This window comes from Streptomyces sp. NPDC002845, assembly GCF_053591955.1.
On record NZ_JBSFUU010000012.1, the window covers coordinates 123,752 to 144,617 of the forward strand.

Sequence of the window (20,866 nt, forward strand, 5' to 3'; positions counted from 1 at the left end):
CCGGATGGGTTTTCTCCCTCCCTCTCCTCCCCTCGGGGCCGCTCTGTGCCCGCTTCGGGGCCTCGCCGCCGTGGCACACGATCCGTCACCGTGTGTAGCCATCGGGCTGCGCTGCGGAAGTCGTACACGGGTCGCCTGTACGGGTGAAGGCGATATTCACAACCACTGGGTTGTCCACAGTTATTGACCAAGATCCACACGATTTCCTGGATCGCTGCACCGTGATTCCAGCGCGCCCGGCTCGCGGCAAGTTCATGGCCGGTTCCGTTTCTCGGGCGCGTTTGGCCGGTTTCCGTCGGCCGCTCATATGAAGGCCGGTTGCCGGTTCTTCACACAGGACTTGAACGCGGGTCCTTGAGCGCTGGCGGAAACGACAGCGGAAGCAGTGAAGGGGGATGGAGATCGTGGCGGGAGCCATCGCGAACGACCGGCCGTCCGCCGCCGAGGGGCGGCAGGGCAGGCCGTTGATCGTCACCGAGGACGCGGAACTGCTGGACGACCTGCTGCGCCTGTGCGCGGCCGCGGGCGCCAGACCCGAGGTCCACCACGGGGTGCCGGAGGGCAGGGGCGGCTGGGAGGCCGCGCCGCTCGTCCTTGTCGGCGACGACTCCGTGCGACGCGTGCGCGGGGCCGTACGCAGGAGGGGAGTGGTGCTGGTCGGCCGGGACCAGGACGACTCCGGGGTCTGGCGGCGGGCCGTGGAGATCGGCGCCGATCACGTCCTGGTGCTGCCGGACGGCGAGCAGTGGCTCGTCGACCGCATCGCCGACGTGGCCGAGGGGGTCGGCAGACCCGCGCTCACCGTCGGCGTGATCGGCGGCCGGGGCGGCGCCGGCGCGTCCACGCTGGCCTGCGCGCTCGCCGTCACCTCCGCGCGGCAGGGCCGGCGCACCCTGCTCGTGGACGCGGATCCGCTGGGCGGCGGACTGGATGTGCTGCTGGGCGGCGAGACCACCGAGGGGCTGCGCTGGCCGGCGTTCGCCGCCTCGCGCGGCCGGGTCGGCGGCGGCGCACTGGAGGAGTCCCTGCCCGAACTGCACGCCCTGAGGGTCCTCAGCTGGGATCGCGGCGACGCGGTCGCCATCCCGCCCCCGGCCGTACGGGCGGTCCTCGCCGCCGGACGGCGGCGCGGCGGCGCAGTGGTCGTCGACCTGCCCCGCCGTATCGACGAGGGCGTCGCCGAGGCCCTCGCCCAGGTCGACCTCGGGCTGCTGGTCGTCCCCGCCGAGCTGCGCGCGATCGCGGCGGCCGGCCGGGTGGCCTCCGCTTTCGGGATGGTCCTGCGCGATCTGCGGGTGGCGGTACGCGGTCCGTACGCGCCCGGTCTCGACGACCAGGAGGTGGCACGGCTCCTCGGGCTGCCGCTGGTGGGTGAGGTGCCGGCCGAGGCCGGGCTGTCCGAAAGCGGCGGCCCGCCCGGGAGCGCGGTGCGGGGGCCGCTGGCGCGGTTCTGCGCCGGGTTCTGGGAGCGAGCGCTGGTCGGGGGTGAGGGCCTGTGAGCGGGTTCCGCGGGGATACGGCGCCCGGTACCGGGCCTGTGGACGGGGGTGAGGACGTATGAGCGGGGGCTGGGGCGACAGGGCCGGTGCCGAGCTCGTGGACGAGGGCCGGGACGCGCAGGCGGGCACCGGCTGTGGCGAAGGGCTGCTGGACGGCGTACGGCAGTGGCTGGCCGAGAGCGGGTCCGAACCGACACCCGCGCGCGTGGCACAGGCCCTGCGGGAGCGAGGACGGGTGCTCGGGGACGCCGAAGTCCTGGGCGCGGCCGAGCGACTGCGGTCCGAACTCGTCGGCAGCGGGCCACTGGAGCCGTTGCTCGCCGATCCGTCGGTCACCGACGTGCTGGTGTCGGCGCCGGACCGGGTGTGGGTGGACCGGGGCGGCGGCCTGGAACTGACGGCGGTGTCCTTCCCGGACGCGGCGGCCGTACGGCGGCTCGCGCAGCGGCTGGCAGCCGTGGCCGGACGCAGACTCGACGACGCCCGGCCGTGGGTCGACGCCAGGCTCCCGGACGGGACGAGGCTGCACGCGGTGCTGCCGCCGGTGGCCGTGGGCTCGACATGCCTGTCCCTGCGGGTCGTACGGCCGCGGGCGTTCACCCTCGACGAGCTGGTGGCGGCGGGGACGGTGCCGCCGGGCGGGGACCGGGTGCTGCGGGCGCTGATCCGCTCCCGCCTGTCGTACGTCATCAGCGGCGGCACCGGCACGGGCAAGACCACGCTCCTGAGCGCGCTGCTCGGCCTGGTCGACCCCGGTGAGCGGATCGTGCTCGCCGAGGACTCGGCGGAGCTGCGGCCCGACCATCCGCATGTGGTGCGGCTGGAGGGACGGCCCGCCAACCAGGAGGGCGTGGGCCTCGTCGAACTCCAGGACCTGGTCCGGCAGGCCCTGCGGATGCGGCCCGACCGGCTGGTCGTCGGCGAGGTGAGGGGGCATGAAGTCGTGTCTCTTCTGGCCGCCCTGAACACGGGCCACGAAGGCGGCTGCGGGACGGTCCACGCCAATGCGGCGGCGCAGGTTCCGGCCCGTCTGGAGGCGTTGGGTACGGCGGCCGGGCTCGACCGGGCTGCCCTGCACAGCCAGTTGTCGGCGGCACTGTCGGTGGTCCTCCATCTCGTACGGGACCGGGACGGGCGGCGGCGGATCGCCGAGGTGCATGTGCTGGAGCGGGCCCCTTCGGGGCTGGTGGTGACGGTGCCCGCGCTGCGGTGGGGCGCTGAGGCGTTCGCGTACGAGCGGGGGTGGGAGCGGCTGCGGGGGCTGCTTCGGGAAGGGCCGGGCGAGGAGACCGAGGGCGGGTGTCACGACGGGCTTCGTGGCGGGCCCCGTGACGGGCCTCGGGACGGGCTTCGTGATGGGGGTGAGTGGCTGTGACGGGGATCGGTGAGATGCCGGCCTGGGCGGCAGCCGTGGCGTGTGCCGCGGTGGCGGCCTGGCTGCTGGGCGGGTCGGCCTCCGGGGCTCGGCGGGCGCAGTTGCTGTTCGCCGGTGCTGGTGCGGCGACGGGGCCTCCGCCCTGGGAACGGGCGGTCGTCCGGGTCCGGCGGTTGCGGGCCGAATGGTGGGCGCTGGTGGCCGGGCTGGCGGTCGCGGTGCTGGGGGCTTCCGTGCTGCCCGTGCTCGCGGGCGCGGCCGGGGTGCCGTTGCTGAGGCGGGTGCGGCGGGCCGGTGAGGCTCGGCGGGCCGCGGAGCGGCGGGGCGACGCCGTGATCGCGCTGTGCGGGGCGCTGGCCGGGGAAGTGCGGGCCGGGCGGCAGCCGGGGGAGGCGCTGCTGCGGGCGGCACGGGCCACCGACGGCTGCGACGGGCTCGGTGCGGCACAGGCGGTGGTGCTGGCGGCGGCGCGGTTCGGCGGGGACGTGCCGGGTGCCCTCGCGGACGCGGCACGGCAACCGGGCGCCGACGGGCTGCTGGGGCTCGCCGCGTGCTGGCGGGTGGCTGTTGACCGGGGTGCGGGCCTGGCGGCGGGGCTCGACCGCCTGGAGGGCGCGCTGCGTGCTGAGCGGGACCAGCGGGCCGACCTGCGCGCCCAGTTGGCGGGTGCCCGGTCGACGGCGGTGATGCTCGCCGGGCTGCCCGTGCTGGGCCTGCTCCTGGGCACCGCCCTCGGGGCCGACCCGCTGCACGTGGTGCTGCACAGCGCCGCCGGGTTCGGCTGCCTGCTGGTCGGCGGAGTGCTGGAGGGCGTCGGGCTGTGGTGGGCGCTGCGGATCGTACGGAGAGCGGAGGCGGCATGAGCACGGAAGTTGTCCACAGGCTGGGGGCCGTGGTGTGCGTGGCCGTGGGGCTCTGGTGGCTGGCGCGGTCGTTCGGCACCGCGCGGCGCGAACGGCGGCTGCGCAGACGGCTGGACGCGGTGCTGGTCGTGGAGGCCGCGCCCGCGGAGCGGCGTCTCGCGGTACAGGGTGCCGTACGGCGGTGGCTGCCGCTCGCCGGTGCGGTGTGCGCCGGGTGGGTGCTGGTCGGGGGCCTCGCGGGGCTGTTGCTGGGGCTGGCGGCCGGGTTCGGGGCCTGGCGGTGGCGGCTGCGGCGCCGGGGCGGGCCGGTGGAGGAGTACGACCCGGCCGAGGCGGCGCGGCAGCTTCCGCTCGCCGCCGATCTGCTGGCGGCCTGCGTCACGGCCGGGGCGAGTCCCGTGGCGGCCGCGCAGGCCGTGGGTGAGGCGCTGGGCGGGCCGGTCGGGGAACGGCTGGCCAGGGGCGCGGCACAGGCACGGCTCGGCGGTGAACCGGCGGAGGCGTGGCGGGCCTTGGCTGCGCTGCCCGGTGCCGCCCCACTGGCCCGGCTCCTGGAGCGGGCCGACGAGTCCGGGGTGCCGGCCGCGGCCCCGGTCGCCCGGCTCGCCTCCGAGGCCCGCGCGGAGTGGGGGCGCACCGCGACGGAACGGGCCCGTAGAGCCGCCGTCATGGTCACCGTGCCGGTGGGGCTGTGCTTCCTGCCCGCGTTCATCGCGGTCGGGGTGCTGCCGGTGGTCATCGGGCTGGCGGGCGGTCTGCTGGGAGGAGGTGGCGGATGAGGGGGTGATGTGCACGACGACTTATGACGACCCATGACAGCTGATGACGGCTCATGGGGTGAACCGAACGGATCCTTACGGGGGTTGAGATGTACAAGGCAGTACAGGTGACGGCACAGGCAGCGGCATGGGCAGCGGTGCGAGGGCGGATGCGCGCCCTGGTGCACAGGGCACGGGCGGCGCGGAGGGACGCGGGGATGGTCACCTCCGAGTACGCGGTCGGGATCATCGCGGCGGTGGCCTTCGCCGCGGTGCTCTACAAGGTGGTGACCAGCGGGCAGGTCCAGGAGGAACTGCAGGGCATCGTGGGGCGGGCGCTCAATGGCGGGGCGTGAGCGGCGGGCGGCCACCGGGCGGACGGTTGCGCCGTCGGCCCGGGACCGCGGGTTCGTGACGGCCGAGGCCGCCGTGGCCCTGCCGGTGCTGGTGCTGTTCGCCCTGGCGTTGGTGTGGGCGCTGCTCGCCGCCTGCGCGCAGATCCAGTGCGTGGACGCGGCCGGGGCGGGCGCCCGGGCGGCGGCTCGCCAGGACCCGCCGGACGCGGTGGTGAAGGTGGCCGAGCGGGCGGCGCCGGACGACGCGGAGGTGACCGTGAGCCGGGAGGGCGACCTCGTGCGCGTACGGGTCATCGCGTATCCGCCGGGGCCGGACGCGCTGAGTCTCGAACTGGGACATGAGGCCGTGGCACTGGCGGAGGAGACGGTGGGGGTGAGCGGATGAGAACCCCTCGGTGGCCTCGCCGGTGGCCTCGCCGGTGGCCGCGTCGGCTCGCGGCCGCCGTGGCGTCGGACAGGGGCTCCGCGACGGTCTGGGCCGTCGGTGCGATCGCCGTGCTGTGTGTCGTCTTCGGCTCCGTGCTGGCCGTGGGCCAGGCCATCGCGATCCGGCACCGTGCGGCGGGCGCGGCCGACCTCGCGGCGCTCGCGGCCGCCGACCACTGGGCGCGGGGCGGTGACGCGGCCTGTGCCACGGCGGACCGGGTGGCGCGGGCCCAGGGCGGCCGACTGGTGCGGTGCGCGGTCGAGGGCGAGATCTCGGACGTCACGGCGGCGTCGGGCGCGGGGCCGCTGACCTCCGAGGTCAGGGCGAGAGCGGGCCCACCGGGCCCACCGGACGGCTCCCTCGGCTCTGCGGGGCCGGTCGGGGCCGGGCTGTCGGGCGGCTTCCTCGGTCCTCCGAGCCCGCAGGGCGGCACGCTCAGCCCTCCGGGCCCGGTCGCGCCCGATCCCGTGGACGCCGGCCTCACCCCTCCGGCGCCCCGCACAGCAGTTCCGTGAGCAACCGCACAGCCCCCCGCTTGTGCAGCGGATCGTTGCCGTTGCCGCACTTGGGGGACTGGATGCAGGACGGGCAGCCGGCGTCGCACTCGCAGGAGGCGATGGCCTCGCGGGTGGCGGTGAGCCAGGAGCGGGCGGTGCGGAAGGCCCGCTCCGCGAAGCCGGCGCCGCCCGGGTGGCCGTCGTAGACGAAGACCGTCGGGAGCAGCGTGTCCGGGTGGAGCGGGATGGAGACGCCGCCGATGTCCCAGCGGTCGCAGGTCGCGAAGAGCGGGAGCATGCCGATCGACGCGTGCTCGGCGGCGTGCAGGGCGCCGCCGAGGATCTCCGGATTGATCCGGGCCGCGTCCAGCTGGTCCTCGGTGACCGTCCACCACACGGCGCGGGTGCGCAGCGTACGCGGAGGGAGGTCGAGTTTCGTCTCGCCGAGGACCTCGCCGGTGAGGACACGACGACGCAGGAAGGAGACCACTTGGTTCGTCACCTCGACCGAGCCGTAGCACAGTCGGCCGTCGCCCCACGGGACTTCGGTGTCCGTCTCCAGAACGGAGATGGCGGTCGTGTCGCGGGCGACCGTCGAATACGGCGGGTTGGCCTCCTGGACCAGGGCGACGGAGTCCTCCAGGTCCAGTTCGCGCACCAGGTACGTACGGCCCTGGTGCAGGTGGACCGCGCCCTCGTGGACGGTCGTGTGGGCGGCGGCCGCGTCGACCGTGCCGAGCAGGCGGCCCGTGCCGGCCTCGACGACCTGCACCGGGCGTCCGCCCTGGCCGCGGATGTCCGTCAGGTCGGCGGCCCGTTCCCGGCGTGTCCAGTGCCAGGCCTTGGTGCGGCGGCGGAGCAGCTTCGCGGCCTCCAGCTGCGGAAGCAGTTCCTCCGTGGACGGGCCGAACAGGGGCAGGTCCTCGTCGGTCAGGGGAAGCTCGGCCGCGGCGGCGCACAGGTGCGGGGCCAGGACGTACGGGTTGTCGGGGTCGAGAACCGTCGACTCCACCGGCTGGTCGAAGAGGGCCTCGGGGTGGTGGACGAGAAAGGTGTCCAGCGGGTCGTCGCGGGCGACCAGGACGGCCAGGGCGCCCTGCCCGGAGCGGCCGGCCCGGCCCGCCTGCTGCCACAGGGACGCCCTCGTGCCCGGATAGCCGGCGATGACGACCGCGTCGAGGCCCGAGATGTCGACGCCGAGTTCGAGGGCGTTGGTGGCGGCGAGGCCGAGGAGTTCGCCGGAGTGGAGGGCGCGTTCGAGGGCGCGGCGCTCCTCGGGGAGGTAGCCGCCGCGATAGGCGGCCACACGGCGGGCCAGGGAGCGGTCGACCTCGGCCAGGCGTTCCTGGGCGATCACCGAGATCAGCTCGGCGCCGCGCCGGGACCGTACGAAGGCGATCGAGCGCATGCCCTGGACGGTCAGGTCGGTGAGAAGGTCGGCCGTCTCGGCGGTGGCGGTACGGCGGACGGGGGCGCCCTTCTCGCCGTGGAGTTCGGTGAGCGGGGGCTCCCAGAGTGCGAACACCAGTTCCCCGCGTGGGGAGGCGTCGTCGGCGACCTCCACCACCGGCACGCCGGTCAGTCGGCGGGCGGCCACCGACGGCTCGGCGGCGGTCGCGGAGGCCAGCAGGAAGACGGGCTCGGCGCCGTAGCGGGCGCACAGGCGGCGCAGTCGGCGCAGCACCTGGGCGACATGGGAGCCGAAGACGCCACGGTAGGTGTGGCACTCGTCGACGACGACGTACCGCAGGGCACGCAGGAAGGAGGACCAGCGGGGGTGGGAGGGCAATATCCCGCGGTGCAGCATGTCGGGGTTGGTGAGGACGTAGTTGGCGTACTGGCGTACCCACTCGCGTTCCTCGAACGGAGTGTCGCCGTCGTACACGGCCGGGCGTACGGCATTGCCCAGCGGGTGTGAAATTTCCTTCACCGATCTGCACTGGTCCGCCGCGAGCGCCTTCGTCGGAGCCAGGTACAGGGCGGTCGCGCCGCGCCCGCCCACCCGTCGCCCGCCGCCACCCCGTGGAAGCGCTTCGCGCTGCTGTGTCCATTGGGTGGGGGCTTCCGAGCCGTCCAGGAGGCGCGAGAGGACCGGTACGAGATAGGCCAGCGACTTGCCGGAGGCGGTGCCCGTGGCGACGACCACCGATTCGCCGTCCAGCGCGTGCTCGGCGGCGCGTGCCTGGTGGGCCCAGGGATGTTCGATTCCGGCGGCCTGTACGGCGGCGATGACCTCCGATCGGATCCGGTCAGGCCAGACGGCATGGCGGCCCGCGCGCGGGGGCACATGCTCCGTATGAGTGATGCGCGAAGCCCTGTTCGGACCCGAGGCGAGCCGGTCCAGGACCGTGCCCGGCGCGGGGCGGGAAGGGGCGTCCGTCGGGGGTCGATCGGATCGGTGATTCTTGGCCATCGGCACCGAGTCTGTCACTGGCGTGACGGACAATGGTCCCAAGGCGTCGTGCACGCCTGCCGGTAAATGATTGAATGCCATCGCGGCTGGCGAAGCGTCCCGGGGGCGTGAGCCGAGGTGTCCCGAGGGACGACCGCTCGATAGCAAGGTGCTGGAGGATCCGTGGACCTGTCCCTGTCGACCCGTACCGTCGGCGATCGTACGGTCGTCGAGGTCGGTGGCGAAATCGACGTATATACCGCGCCCAAGCTGCGCGAGCAGCTGGTCGAGCTGGTCAACGACGGGAGTTTTCACCTCGTCGTTGACATGGAGGGCGTCGACTTCCTCGACTCCACCGGGCTCGGCGTACTGGTGGGCGGCCTGAAGCGAGTACGGGCCCATGAGGGCTCACTGCGCCTGGTGTGCAACCAGGAGCGCATTTTGAAGATCTTCCGTATCACCGGTCTGACCAAGGTGTTCCCGATCCACACCTCGGTCGACGAAGCGGTGGCGGCAACCGACTGACCCGGCTCCGGGCCGCGCGCCCGGGACGGCAGAACAACAAAAGAGGGGGGACCGGGTCGGCCAGGCCCGGCCCCCCGACAGCACGCCCGAAGTTCAGAGGGGGATGCATGGCCACCGTTGAACTCCGCTTCAGCGCGGTCCCAGGACATGTCAGGACCGCCCGTCTGGTGGCCGCTTCCGTCGCACGCAAGGCCGGAGTGGACGAGGCTGTCCTCGACGAGGTCAGGCTCGCCGTCGGCGAGGCGTGCACCCGGGCCGTCGGACTGCACCAGAGCAGCGGCATCTCGGCGCCGGTGCGGGTGCTGCTGATCGAGGAGGAGAAGCAGTTCTCCATCGAGGTCGGCGACGAGGCGCCGCTTGCGGTGCCCGGCGACTCGGCCGCGGGCGCCGGCGACTCCACCGAGGAGGTCGAGGAGGACGAGATGGGCCTCGCGGTCATCAGCGGACTCGTCGACGACGTGGAGGTCACCGCCGGGGAGCACGGCGGACTGATCCGGATGAGCTGGCCGACCACGCCGCCGCCCATGGCCACGCTCCCCTGAGGCCTCGCCTCACCCTCTTCCTGACCCGAAGGGCCCTACTCGGTAGGGCCCTTCGGCATGTCCGGCTGTCGGTGCCCGCTCCTGCAGTGGTGGTGCACGGAGATCACCGGCCGTGCGGCAGCCTTTTCGTGAATCAATTCACGATCATTTCGAGCGATAATTTGATCAAGCGTCAACGCCTTTGAGGCATTACCGCTTTCGGGTTCCGTGTCTGCCCGGCGATCATTTGCCGCAGGGCGTGTGAAGGCTAATTCTGTTAACCGCGTACTGTTTTGATCAGGTTCCGCTCCCTAGAATCCGTCCACATCTTGAGCTCAGCCCCAGCGTCAAGGAGGACGAATGGCGGGGCTTTCTACCCCTCATCAGTTTGATCACCCCACAACCTTCGCAGCCGCGGTACTGACGGACGACAACCGGATCATCGTGATGGTCATCGGAGTCGTCGCGCTGGCCGCGCTCGTGGTCGCCGGTGTCCTGGTACGCCAGGTGCTCGCGGCGGGCGAGGGTACCGACAGCATGAAGAAGATCGCGGCGGCGATCCAGGAAGGCGCGAACGCCTATCTGACCCGGCAGTTGCGCACCCTCGGCGTATTCGCCGTGATCGTGTTCTTCCTGCTCATGCTGCTGCCCGCGGACGACTGGAATCAGCGCGCAGGCCGATCGGTGTTCTTCTTGATCGGCGCCGCGTTCTCGGCGGCCACCGGTTATATCGGCATGTGGCTCGCCGTACGCAGTAATGTGCGCGTGGCCGCCGCGGCACGGGAAGCGACCCCGGCGGAAGGTGAACCGGAAAAGGATCTCACCGCCGTCTCGCACAAAGCCATGAAGATCGCTTTCCGCACGGGCGGCGTCGTCGGCATGTTCACGGTGGGGCTCGGTCTGCTGGGCGCCTCCTGCGTGGTGCTGGTGTACGCGGCCGACGCGCCGAAGGTCCTGGAGGGCTTCGGTCTCGGCGCGGCGCTCATCGCGATGTTCATGCGTGTCGGCGGCGGTATCTTCACCAAGGCCGCCGACGTCGGCGCCGACCTCGTCGGCAAGGTCGAGCAGGGCATCCCGGAGGACGACCCGCGCAACGCCGCGACCATCGCCGACAACGTGGGCGACAACGTCGGCGACTGCGCGGGCATGGCGGCCGACCTCTTCGAGTCGTACGCCGTGACGCTCGTCGCCGCGTTGATCCTCGGCAGTGCGGCCTTCGGCGACTCCGGGCTCGCGTTCCCGCTGATCGTGCCCGCGATCGGCGTGATCACCGCGATGATCGGCATCTTCGTGGTCGCCCCGCGACGCGCCGACCGCAGCGGCATGAGCGCCATCAACCGCGGCTTCTTCATCTCCGCGGCGATCTCGCTGGCGCTCGTGGCCGTCGCCGTCTACGCGTACCTGCCGTCGTCGTACGCCGGCCTGGACGGCATCACGGACGCGGCGATCGCGGGCAAGGGCGGCGACCCGCGGATCTTCGCGCTCGTCGCGGTGGCGATCGGCATCGTGCTGGCCGCCCTGATCCAGCAGCTGACCGGCTACTTCACCGAGACCACCCGGCGCCCCGTGCGGGACATCGGCAAGAGTTCGCTCACCGGCCCGGCCACCGTTGTCCTCGCCGGTATCTCCATCGGCCTCGAATCGGCCGTCTACACCGCCCTGCTGATCGGCCTCGGCGTGTACGGGGCGTTCCTGCTCGGCGGTACATCGATCATGCTCGCCCTGTTCGCGGTGGCCCTTGCCGGAACCGGCCTGCTCACCACGGTCGGCGTCATCGTCGCCATGGACACCTTCGGCCCGGTCTCCGACAACGCGCAGGGCATCGCCGAGATGTCCGGTGACGTCCAGGGCGCGGGCGCGCAGGTGCTCACCGACCTGGACGCCGTGGGCAACACCACCAAGGCCATCACCAAGGGCATCGCCATCGCCACGGCCGTCCTCGCGGCCGCGGCGCTCTTCGGCTCGTACCGGGACGCGATCGTGACGGCCGCGAACGAAGTGGGCGAGACGGTCTCCGGCGAGGGCGCGCCGCTGAACCTGATGATGGACATCTCGCAGCCCAACAACCTGGTCGGACTGGTCGCGGGCGCGGCGGTCGTCTTCCTCTTCTCCGGGCTCGCCATCAACGCGGTGTCGCGTTCGGCGGGCGCGGTGGTCTACGAGGTGCGGCGGCAGTTCCGCGAGAAGCCCGGGATCATGGACTACACCGAGAAGCCCGAGTACGGACGTGTTGTTGACATCTGTACAAAGGATGCCCTCAGGGAGCTCGCCACGCCCGGTCTGCTGGCCGTCATGGCGCCCATCGCCATCGGGTTCACGCTCGGTGTCGGCGCGCTCGGCGCGTTCCTGGCGGGAGCGATCGGCTCCGGCACGCTGATGGCGGTGTTCCTCGCCAACTCCGGTGGCGCGTGGGACAACGCCAAGAAGCTCGTCGAGGACGGTCACCACGGCGGCAAGGGCAGCGAGGCCCACGCCGCGACCGTGATCGGCGACACCGTCGGCGACCCCTTCAAGGACACCGCCGGCCCGGCCATCAACCCGCTGCTGAAGGTGATGAACCTGGTGGCGCTGCTCATCGCGCCCGCGGTCGTCAAGTTCAGTTACGGCGAGGACAAGAGCATCGGGCTCCGCGTGACCATCGCGGTGCTCTCGCTCGTCGTCATCATCGGCGCGGTGTACGTGTCCAAGCGGCGCGGGATCGCGGTGGGTGACGAAGGCAACGCCGACCGGGCGGCCAAGCCGGCGGATCCCGCGGTGGTTTCGTAGGCCGTTTTACGCCACCTGGCACCTCTCCGGGCCTCACGCCTGGTCAGGTACTGGCCAACGGGCGGGCGTACGGTGCGTTCTGACGCGCCGTACGCCCGCCCTGTGCATGTGCGCGCCCCTTCCCGTGAGCCTTCTCTCTCTTGGTGCAAATGGCTACAAAAGCTGCCATAGCGGCCGCTCGCCATGCGGGTGTCGCCCATCCGGCGTGTATGTTCCGGGGCCGAGAGCCATGGAAGGGACCAATCCGGTGAACAAGAAGCTCGCGGCCGCACTGTCCGTCGGTGCGGTACTGGTACTGGCGCTGTCGGGATGCGGCGGCGACGACAGCAACGAACAGCTGAACTCCTGGGCCGAGCAGGTCTGCGACGCCGTACAGCCGCAGATCAAGAAGATCGCGAACGCCAACGCCGCGATCCAGAAGGAGACCTCGGACGACAGCGCACCGGAGGACGTGCAGAAGGCCGACTCCCAGGGCTTCCAGGACATCTCCGACGCCTACAAGGCGATGGCCACCGCCATCCAGAAGGCCGGGCCGCCGGACGTCGAGGACGGCGAGAAGAAGCAGCAGGACGCGGTCAAGGAGCTCAACAGCCTGTCCACCGCCTACGCCGGCCTGAAGAAGCAGTCGGACGAGCTCAACACGAAGGACCAGGCGAAGTTCGCGGAGGGGCTCAAGGATGTCGCCACGGAGCTGGAGAAGCTGAGCAGGACCGGCAGCGACGCGCTGAAGAAGCTGGAGGAGGGGGACGTGGGCAAGGCCATGAGCGAGCAGCCGAGCTGCCAGAGCGCCTCCGCCACGCCGTCCGCCTCGGTGACCGCGAGCTGAGTCTTCGGCCGGGGCCCCGGTGAGGGGAAAGCCGGGCCTTCCACCGGGGGGCCTCTCAGCGGGTCCCGCGAAGTGCGGTGCGGTTCGGCAGCGACTCAAGGGACGCGGGGCGGTGACATCAGCGGCTCCACCGCAGGGCGCGACCAGCGCTTGGCGGAGCTGCGCGGGCCGGTTCCCGCGTCACAATGGAGCCGTGAGTAACGCCAAGCCCTCCCCCCTGTCCCCGCTGCCCTCCACCGACCGCCCCGACGCGGCCGCCCGGCTGCGCGACGCGCTCCTGGGCGCCGACTTCACCGCCGACGGGCTGCTCGAACTGCTCGGCGCGCCCGCGTACGCGGCGCTCGCGCGCGGCGAGATCGTGCCCGCACTCCGGGCCACTCGGGGAGACACGCCGCTGGAGACCCTCGTCAGGCTGTTCCTGTTGCAGCAGCCCGTGCTCCACGCGCGCGTGGAGGACGTTCTGCCCGTGGACGCCTGCCTGGAGGGCGGGTGGCTCGTCCGGGTCGGCGGGAACGCCGAGGACAGCGTCGCCGCCACCGTGGACGTACGGCCGTACAGCGGGCCCGCCGGCGAGGACTGGTTCATCGTCTCCGACCTGGGCTGCGCGGTCGGCGGGGCCGGGGGCATCGGCAGCAGGGAAGAAGGTGTGGTGCTCGGGGTCGGCGGCGCGTCCACGACCCTGGCCGGCATCACCGTCCGTACGCCGGTCGCCTCCGCCCTCGACCTCGGCACCGGCTCCGGGATCCAGGCGCTGCAGGCCGCCCAGCACGCCACGCGCGTGACCGCGACCGACGTCAACCCGCGCGCGCTGCACATCACCGCGCTCACGCTCGCGCTCTCCGGCGCCCCGGCGGCCGATCTGCGGGAAGGCTCGCTCTTCGAGCCGCTCGCGGACGACGAGACGTACGACCTGATCGTGTCGAACCCCCCGTTCGTGATCTCTCCCGGCGCCCGGCTCACCTACCGTGACGGCGGGATGGGCGGGGACGATCTGTGCCGCACGCTCGTGTCGCAGGCGGGGGAGCGGCTGAACGAGGGCGGGTTCGCGCAGTTCCTCGCCAACTGGCAGCACGTGGAGGGGGAGGACTGGCAGGACCGGCTGCGCTCCTGGGTGCCGCGCGGCTGCGACGCCTGGATCGTGCAGCGAGAGGTGCAGGACGTCACGCAGTACGCCGAGCTGTGGCTCAGGGACGCCGGTGACCACCGGGACGACCCGGCCGAGTACCAGGCGCGGTACGACGCGTGGCTCGACGAGTTCGAGGCGCGCAAGGTGAAGGCCGTCGGGTTCGGCTGGATCACGCTGCGCAAGTCGGGGGCCGCCGTGCCCTCGATCATCGTGGAGGAGTGGCCGCATCCCGTCGAACAGCCGCTCGGCGACACCGTGCGGGCACACTTCGAGCGGGTCGACTACCTGCGCGCGCACGACGACGCGGCCCTGCTCGCCGGGCACTTCAAGCTCGTGTCGGAGGTCGTCCAGGAGCAGGTCGGGCTGCCCGGCGCCGAGGACCCCGAGCACGTGGTGCTGCGCCAGCACCGAGGGATGCGCCGGGCCACCAAGGTCGACACGGTCGGCGCGGGCTTCGCCGGGGTGTGCGACGGCACGCTCAGCGCGGGACGGATTCTCGACGCCATCGCCCAGCTGGTCGGCGAGGACCCGGTGCTGCTGCGCGACCGGACGCCGGCGCAGATCCGGCTGCTGGTGGAGCAGGGGTTCCTCGAACCGGCCCGGTGACGGCTTCCGCGAGGCCGCGGGGCGGTCCCGGTCCGTAGCGGATGGGGTGTGTCCGTACCCCTGCTTCACATGTGTCCGGTCTGACTGGATTGATCCGCAAAAGGGCTCCTGTCGGTGGTGCGTGCGAAGCTATTTTCAAGAGACGGATTCGACGCGTCCTCGGGGGAGTGCGCGCTGTCTCGGGGGATCGGGGGCACGTATGTCGGGGGAGACGCCGGACCGGGGTCGGGGACAGAGCCAGGGGCAAGGTCAGGGGGAGGGCCAGGGAAGGGTCATCAACGGGCGGTACCGGCTGCTGCGGCAACTGGGCGCGGGCGGCATGGGCCGGGTCTGGCTCGCGTACGACGAGGAGTTGGCCTGCGAGGTCTCCATGAAGGAGATCGCGCTGCCCGACGTGCCGATGGACGTGACCGAACCCGCGCACCGCATCGCGCGGGCCCGTAGCGAGGCCCGGCACGCGGCACGGCTGCGCGGCCATCCGCATGTGGCGACCGTGCACGACGTGGTGGTGCACGAGGGGCTGCCCTGGATCGTCATGGAGTACGTGCCGGACGCGGTCGACCTCCAGGCGGTGCTGCGGCGGTCGGGGCCGCTGCCGCCCCAGCAGGTGGCGCGGATCGGGCTCGCCGTCCTTGCCGCGCTCACCGCGGGACACCGGATCGGCATCCTGCACCGGGATGTGAAACCGGCCAACATCCTTCTGGCGGCGGACGCTTCGGGCGACCCGTACGCGCGCGTGCTGCTCACCGACTACGGCATCGCGCTCCAGCCGGAGTCCCGCGAGCCCCGGCTCACCGCCACCGCGGGCATCCTCGGCACGCCCGGCTATCTCGCCCCCGAGCGCGCCCGGGGCGAGCCGCCGACACCGGCCGCGGACATGTTCTCGCTCGGCGCCACGCTGTACGCGGCGGTCGAGGGCCGCGGCCCCTTCGACCGCAATGGTCAGTACGCGACCCTCACGGCCCTGCTCGGCGAGGAGCCCACCCTGCCCGTCCGCGCCGGTGAACTCGCGCCCGTGCTGCACGGGTTGCTCATCAAGGACCCGGTACGACGGCTGTCGCCGGAGGCGGTGGCACGGGGGCTGGAGCGGGTGGCTGACGCGGGGGGCGGGACGGCTTCGCCACCGCAGGGGTGGGCCGCCGCCGGGTCCGCCCCGCCCCCGGGCTCGGCTCCGGCCTCGGCTCCGGCTCCGGCCTCGGCTCCGGCCTCGGCCCCGGAGGGCTTCGGGCCGCCGCTGCCGAGCCGGGCGACCGAGGGGCCGTCGCCGGGGTACACCGGGAGTGCGCCGCCCGGGTACGTGGCGGCTTCGTCCGGGAGTACGCCGCCGACGCCGGGCACGCCCTCCGGGCCGTACGCGGCGGGCACGCCGGGTGCCCCGCCGACGCCGAACACGCCGCACACCCCTCCCGCTGGCCCGGCGGGAGGCCCGGCGGGAGGTCCGCGCACCCCGGGGCCGGACGCCCACGGGAGCGGCTCCCCGTCGCCGTACGACCCGTGGCGGCAGCCCGCGCCCGGGGGCCCGTACGCCTCGTGGAACCCGTACGCGAGCAACGCGGCCACGCCCTACGGGAGTCACGCGGGCCATGCGAGCGATCCGGCCATGCCGTACGCGAGCGGTGGCGCGCCTCCGCAAGGGGGCGGCCCGACCCTCGGGGCCGGCGGAACGCCACCGGGCGGAGGGCCGCGGCGCAAGGTGCCCGTGCTCGGGGTGGTCGGCATCGTGGTCGGCGTGCTCATGATGATCGGCGGCGGCACTTGGGCCGCCGTCCTGCTGGCCGGGGGAGACTCCGAGCAGGGGGCGCAGCCCACGAAGGCGCCGTCCGCGCTGGTGTCGGACACGCCGCTCGGGCCGGTCTTCCCGTACGGCGAACAGGTCGGTCTCACCAAGGCGTTGGAAGCGGGCGACTGTGTGCGGGCCGTGTGGCGCGGGACGCCGTTCGAATCGGTGCCCAACCTGGGCACGGTCGACTGCGCGGACGACTGGCCCGAGGGCCAGGTGGTCGCCGTCGACAAGGCCACCAGCTACGCGGACGCGCGTGACAACGGCCCGAGGCGCTGCGAGCAGCAGGCCAGACCGTTGGCCACCGCCCTGCCCGACGCGGACTTCTACGCCGTGACCCCGACGGAGGACGGCTTCACCGCGGCCGGTGGCGGTACGGCATGTCTCGTACTCGGCAGGCATGCCGAGATCGGGGGCGAGGTGGGGCAGTTCCGGGACGAGGGCACGGACCTGTACGTCGGTCAGATGAGCATCGGCGACTGCTGGACGTTCATCGAGGAGGAGGACACCTACAGGGCGCCGCTGGCCGACTGCTCCGAGCCGCACACCGACCAGGTGATCGGCTTCGCCGAGGCGCCGGAGAACATGGACTACCGGAAGGGCCTCGACAGCGCGAACGACCTCTGCAGGAACAAATTCGAGTCGACTTGGGTTTCCGGGGAGGACTTCGCGGTCTTCGGCTGGCCGGCCGGAAAGTCCGACTGGAACGACGGGTTCCATACCGTGGTGTGCACGGTGGGCCGCAGCGACAACGAGACGACGACCGGCAAGATACCCGCGCCCGGCTCGGTCTGAGCCGTCGGCCGCGCTCCGTCTGAGCCGCTGCCCACGCCCGGTACGAGCCGCCGGCCGCGCACGGTCTGAGCTATCGGCCGTCCGGCGTTCACCCAGGGTTCGCCCACCCGATTCCCGTACGTGTCAGCCTCCCCTCCCTGGACAGTCCGGGACGGAAGGAACGGGACATGGAAAGCGGACCGGCGATCTTCGCGGGAGCGGTGTTCGCCCTGTTCGGGGGCGGGCTGCTGCTGTGGACCGCGATCCGGCTGCGCCGGGGCGAGCCCGTCGCCCACGGAGTGCGTCCCGCCGTCTCGGTGCCCCTCGCGGGACTCGCCGCGCTGGCCGCCCTGACGGTAGGGGCGTGGTGCTTCACCAGGCTCTGAGAGGACTCGGAGAGGGCTCGGAGAGGGCTCGGAGACGAGTTCGGGAATGGGCCCGGGGAGAGCTCCGGGAGCCGGGGTGCGGATCGCCGTCGTGGGGACGCGGACCGTCCGTCCGAGTAACTGAGAAGTCACCCTCCGGATAAGGCCGAAAGAGTCGGTGACCACGCCGGGCGGCAGGAATGGCGGGAGTCGGGTTACCGTTCGAGTGGCCGTTGCGGGCTTTTCCCGTTTGACACGGGGGCGGGATGTACCGTCACACTCCGCAGCGTCAGCATGACCCGACCCCGGGAGTGAAAGCCTGGGGAGACACCCCAGCGTCGACCGGAGAGAAGAGCGAAGTTGTCCCCGACCAGCGAGACCGCAAAGGGCGGCCGCCGACTCGTCATCGTCGAGTCGCCTGCCAAGGCGAAGACGATCAAGGGCTATCTCGGCCCCGGCTACATCGTCGAGGCGAGCGTCGGGCACATCCGCGACCTTCCCAACGGCGCCGCGGAGGTGCCCGAGAAGTACACCGGCGAGGTGCGCCGCCTCGGCGTGGACGTCGAGCACGACTTCCAGCCCGTCTACGTGGTGAATGCCGACAAGAAAGCCCAGGTCAAGAAGCTCAAGGACCTGCTGCGGGACTCCGACGAGCTCCTCCTCGCCACCGATGAGGACCGCGAGGGCGAGGCCATCGCGTGGCACCTCCAGGAGGTGCTCAAGCCCAAGGTCCCGGTCAAGCGGATGGTCTTCCACGAGATCACCAAGGACGCGATCCAGCAGGCGGTGCGCAACCCCCGCGAGCTCAACCAGAAGCTCGTCGACGCCCAGGAGACCCGCCGCATCCTCGACCGCCTCTACGGCTACGAGGTCTCGCCGGTCCTGTGGAAGAAGGTCATGCCGCGGCTGTCGGCTGGCCGTGTCCAGTCGGTCGCGACCCGGCTCGTCGTCGAGCGGGAGCGCGAGCGCATCGCGTTCCGCTCCGCCGAGTACTGGGACCTGACGGGCACCTTCGGCACCGGCCGCGCCGGCGACCGGTCCGACCCGGCGACCCTGGCCGCCCGCCTCCAGTCCGTCGACGGCAGGCGCGTCGCCCAGGGCCGCGACTTCGACTCGCTGGGGCAGCTGAAGAGCGCGAACACCCTGCACCTGGATGAGGCCAACGCCCGTGCGCTGGTCGCCGCCCTGGAGAACACGCGGTTCTCCGTACGCTCGGTCGAGTCCAAGCCGTACCGCCGCTCGCCCTACGCCCCGTTCCGCACGACGACCCTCCAGCAGGAGGCCTCGCGCAAGCTCGGTTTCGGCGCCAAGGCGACCATGCAGATCGCGCAGAAGCTGTACGAGAACGGCTTCATCACGTACATGCGTACGGACTCCACGACGCTGAGCGACACGGCCGTCGCCGCCGCCCGCGCCCAGGTCACACAGCTGTACGGCGCCGACTACCTGCCCGCGCAGCCGCGGACGTACGCCGGGAAGGTCAAGAACGCGCAGGAGGCGCACGAGGCGATCCGCCCCTCGGGTGATCGTTTCCGCACCCCGGCCGAGACCGGGCTGACCGGCGACCAGTTCCGGCTCTACGAGCTGATCTGGAAGCGGACGGTCGCCTCCCAGATGAAGGACGCGACCGGCAACAGCGTGACCGTGAAGATCGGGGGCACCGCCGCCGACGGCCGGGACGTCGAGTTCAGCGCGTCCGGCAAGACGATCACCTTCCACGGCTTCCTCAAGGCGTACGTCGAGGGCGCCGACGACCCGAACGCCGAGCTCGACGACCGCGAGCGCCGGCTGCCGCAGGTCAACGAGGGTGACGCGCTCACCGCCGAGGAGATCACGGCCGACGGGCACGCGACCAAGCCGCCGGCCCGCTACACCGAGGCGTCGCTGGTCAAGGAGCTCGAAGAGCGCGAGATCGGCCGGCCGTCGACGTACGCGTCGATCATCGGCACGATCCTCGACCGGGGCTATGTCTTCAAGAAGGGCACGGCGCTCGTCCCGTCGTTCCTGAGCTTCGCCGTGGTCAACCTGCTGGAGAAGCACTTCGGCCGGCTCGTCGACTACGACTTCACCGCCAGGATGGAGGACGACCTCGACCGCATCGCACGCGGTGAGGCGCAGGCGGTGCCGTGGCTGAAGCGGTTCTACTTCGGCGAGGGTGCGGGCGGCGCCGGCAGCGCGGCCGAGGCGGGCAACGGCGACGGGGACCACCTGGGCGGTCTGAAGGAGCTGGTGACCGACCTGGGCGCGATCGACGCCCGTGAGGTGTCGTCGTTCCCGGTGGGCAGCGGCATCATGCTGCGCGTCGGGCGCTACGGCCCGTACATCGAGCGCGGCGAGAAGGACTCCGAGAACCACCAGCGCGCCGACATCCCCGAGGACCTGGCTCCGGACGAGCTGAACGTCGACTTCGCCGAGGAGCTGCTCGCCAAGCCGAGCGGCGACTTCGAGCTGGGCACCGACCCGGAGACGGGCCACCGGATCGTCGCCAAGGACGGACGGTACGGCCCGTATGTCACCGAGGTCCTCCCCGAGGGCACGCCGAAGACGGGCAAGAACGCCGTCAAGCCGCGTACGGCCTCGCTGTTCAAGTCGATGTCCCTGGACACGGTGACCTTGGAGGACGCGCTCCGGCTGATGTCCCTGCCGCGTGTCGTCGGCACGGACGCCGAGGGCGTGGAGATCACCGCGCAGAACGGGCGCTACGGGCCGTACCTGAAGAAGGGCACGGACTCGCGTTCGCTGCAGTCCGAGGAGCAGCTCTTCACGATCACACTGGAAGAGGCGCTGGCGATCTACGCCCAGCCCAAGCAGCGCGGGCGGGCCGCCGCCAAGCCGCCGCTGAAGGAGCTCGGCGAGGACCCGGTCAGCGGCAAGCCGGTCGTGGTGAAGGACGGCCGCTTCGGTCCGTACGTCACCGACGGCGAGACCAACGCGACGCTGCGGTCCGGTGACAGTGTGGAGACGATCACCCCGGAGCGGGGCTTCGAGCTCCTCGCGGAGAAGCGGGCGAAGGGGCCCGCGAAGAAGACGGCGAAGAAGACGCCCGCGAAGAAGACCGCCGCGAAGAAGACGGTTGCCAAGACGGCGACCAAGAAGGCACCGGCGAAGAAGGCTGCCGTCAAGAAGACGGCGACGGCCAAGACCGCTGCCGCGAAGAAGGCTCCGGCGAAGAAGACGGCTGCCAAGGCGGCCGACTCCGAGTAGACACCGCAGGTGGGCCCTGGCAGATGCCGGGGCCCACCTGTAGAAACCTTGTGAAGCTTGGTTCTCGCTCCCCGATAGGCTGAAAGCTTGGCCCTGCCCGCAAGGGCGTTTTCTGCTTCACCGTCGACCGCCGCTGGACGGGGACCCGCCCAACGGACTTACACCGACTCCACAGGCGTCACTTCCCGCCGACCCGGCGGTAGGCC

Annotated in this window: 16 protein-coding genes; 15 read left to right on the forward strand and 1 reads right to left on the reverse strand. The window is 72.1% G+C overall.

Annotated features, from left to right (window positions below):
• Positions 1-395 precede the first annotated feature (395 nt).
• The 7 genes from ssd (at position 396) to ACWD3C_RS11590 (ending at position 5,793) form a co-directional block, all read left to right on the forward strand.
• Positions 396-1,499, forward strand: coding sequence for a septum site-determining protein Ssd (ssd, locus tag ACWD3C_RS11560; protein WP_451142582.1), 1,104 nt, complete (start codon positions 396-398; stop codon positions 1,497-1,499).
• Between the two features lie 58 nt (positions 1,500-1,557).
• On the forward strand, positions 1,558-2,874 hold the full coding sequence (locus ACWD3C_RS11565) for a TadA family conjugal transfer-associated ATPase (protein ID WP_451142584.1): 1,317 nt from the start codon (positions 1,558-1,560) through the stop codon (positions 2,872-2,874).
• Between the two features lie 14 nt (positions 2,875-2,888).
• Positions 2,889-3,737 (forward strand): type II secretion system F family protein, encoded by an 849-nt coding sequence (locus tag ACWD3C_RS11570; RefSeq protein ID WP_451142641.1) that lies wholly within the window; start codon positions 2,889-2,891, stop codon positions 3,735-3,737.
• A complete protein-coding gene (locus ACWD3C_RS11575) occupies positions 3,734-4,516 on the forward strand; it encodes a type II secretion system F family protein (RefSeq protein ID WP_451142586.1) in 783 nt (260 codons plus the stop codon). Before ACWD3C_RS11570 ends, ACWD3C_RS11575 begins: the two co-directional genes overlap by 4 nt.
• A gap of 89 nt (positions 4,517-4,605) precedes the next feature.
• Positions 4,606-4,851 (forward strand): DUF4244 domain-containing protein, encoded by a 246-nt coding sequence (locus ACWD3C_RS11580; RefSeq protein ID WP_451142588.1) that lies wholly within the window; start codon positions 4,606-4,608, stop codon positions 4,849-4,851.
• Positions 4,838-5,236 carry a TadE family type IV pilus minor pilin gene (locus ACWD3C_RS11585; protein ID WP_451142590.1) on the forward strand — a complete coding sequence of 133 codons (399 nt, stop codon included), beginning with the start codon at positions 4,838-4,840 and terminating at the stop codon, positions 5,234-5,236. Before ACWD3C_RS11580 ends, ACWD3C_RS11585 begins: the two co-directional genes overlap by 14 nt.
• A 59-nt stretch (positions 5,237-5,295) precedes the next feature.
• Positions 5,296-5,793: an Rv3654c family TadE-like protein gene (locus tag ACWD3C_RS11590; protein ID WP_451142592.1), complete on the forward strand. Its 498-nt coding sequence runs from the start codon at positions 5,296-5,298 to the stop codon at positions 5,791-5,793.
• Here the strand turns inward: ACWD3C_RS11590 and ACWD3C_RS11595 are convergent.
• A complete protein-coding gene (locus tag ACWD3C_RS11595) occupies positions 5,759-8,269 on the reverse strand; it encodes a DEAD/DEAH box helicase (protein WP_451142594.1) in 2,511 nt (836 codons plus the stop codon). The two genes, ACWD3C_RS11590 and ACWD3C_RS11595, sit on opposite strands and share 35 nt — an antisense overlap.
• Positions 8,270-8,350: 81 nt before the next feature.
• Here ACWD3C_RS11595 and bldG point away from each other — a divergent pair, with 81 nt between their 5' ends.
• The 8 genes from bldG to topA all read left to right on the forward strand — a co-directional run bounded on the left by bldG (position 8,351) and on the right by topA (position 20,660).
• Positions 8,351-8,692: an anti-sigma factor antagonist BldG gene (gene bldG / locus ACWD3C_RS11600; protein WP_005475923.1), complete on the forward strand. Its 342-nt coding sequence runs from the start codon at positions 8,351-8,353 to the stop codon at positions 8,690-8,692.
• A gap of 107 nt (positions 8,693-8,799) precedes the next feature.
• Positions 8,800-9,234: an ATP-binding protein gene (locus ACWD3C_RS11605; protein WP_451142596.1), complete on the forward strand. Its 435-nt coding sequence runs from the start codon at positions 8,800-8,802 to the stop codon at positions 9,232-9,234.
• A 339-nt stretch (positions 9,235-9,573) separates the two neighbouring features.
• Positions 9,574-11,979 carry a sodium-translocating pyrophosphatase gene (locus ACWD3C_RS11610; RefSeq protein WP_451142598.1) on the forward strand — a complete coding sequence of 802 codons (2,406 nt, stop codon included), beginning with the start codon at positions 9,574-9,576 and terminating at the stop codon, positions 11,977-11,979.
• 229 nt (positions 11,980-12,208) lie between these two features.
• Positions 12,209-12,805: a small secreted protein gene (locus ACWD3C_RS11615; RefSeq protein WP_451142600.1), complete on the forward strand. Its 597-nt coding sequence runs from the start codon at positions 12,209-12,211 to the stop codon at positions 12,803-12,805.
• Between the two features lie 193 nt (positions 12,806-12,998).
• On the forward strand, positions 12,999-14,537 hold the full coding sequence (locus ACWD3C_RS11620; RefSeq protein ID WP_451142602.1) for a DUF7059 domain-containing protein: 1,539 nt from the start codon (positions 12,999-13,001) through the stop codon (positions 14,535-14,537).
• A gap of 199 nt (positions 14,538-14,736) precedes the next feature.
• Positions 14,737-17,112: a serine/threonine-protein kinase gene (locus ACWD3C_RS11625; RefSeq protein ID WP_451142604.1), complete on the forward strand. Its 2,376-nt coding sequence runs from the start codon at positions 14,737-14,739 to the stop codon at positions 17,110-17,112.
• Between the two features lie 167 nt (positions 17,113-17,279).
• Positions 17,280-17,477 carry a hypothetical protein gene (locus ACWD3C_RS11630; RefSeq protein WP_451142606.1) on the forward strand — a complete coding sequence of 66 codons (198 nt, stop codon included), beginning with the start codon at positions 17,280-17,282 and terminating at the stop codon, positions 17,475-17,477.
• 339 nt (positions 17,478-17,816) lie between these two features.
• On the forward strand, positions 17,817-20,660 hold the full coding sequence (gene topA / locus ACWD3C_RS11635) for a type I DNA topoisomerase (RefSeq protein ID WP_451142608.1): 2,844 nt from the start codon (positions 17,817-17,819) through the stop codon (positions 20,658-20,660).
• The last annotated feature ends 206 nt before the right edge of the window (positions 20,661-20,866 follow it).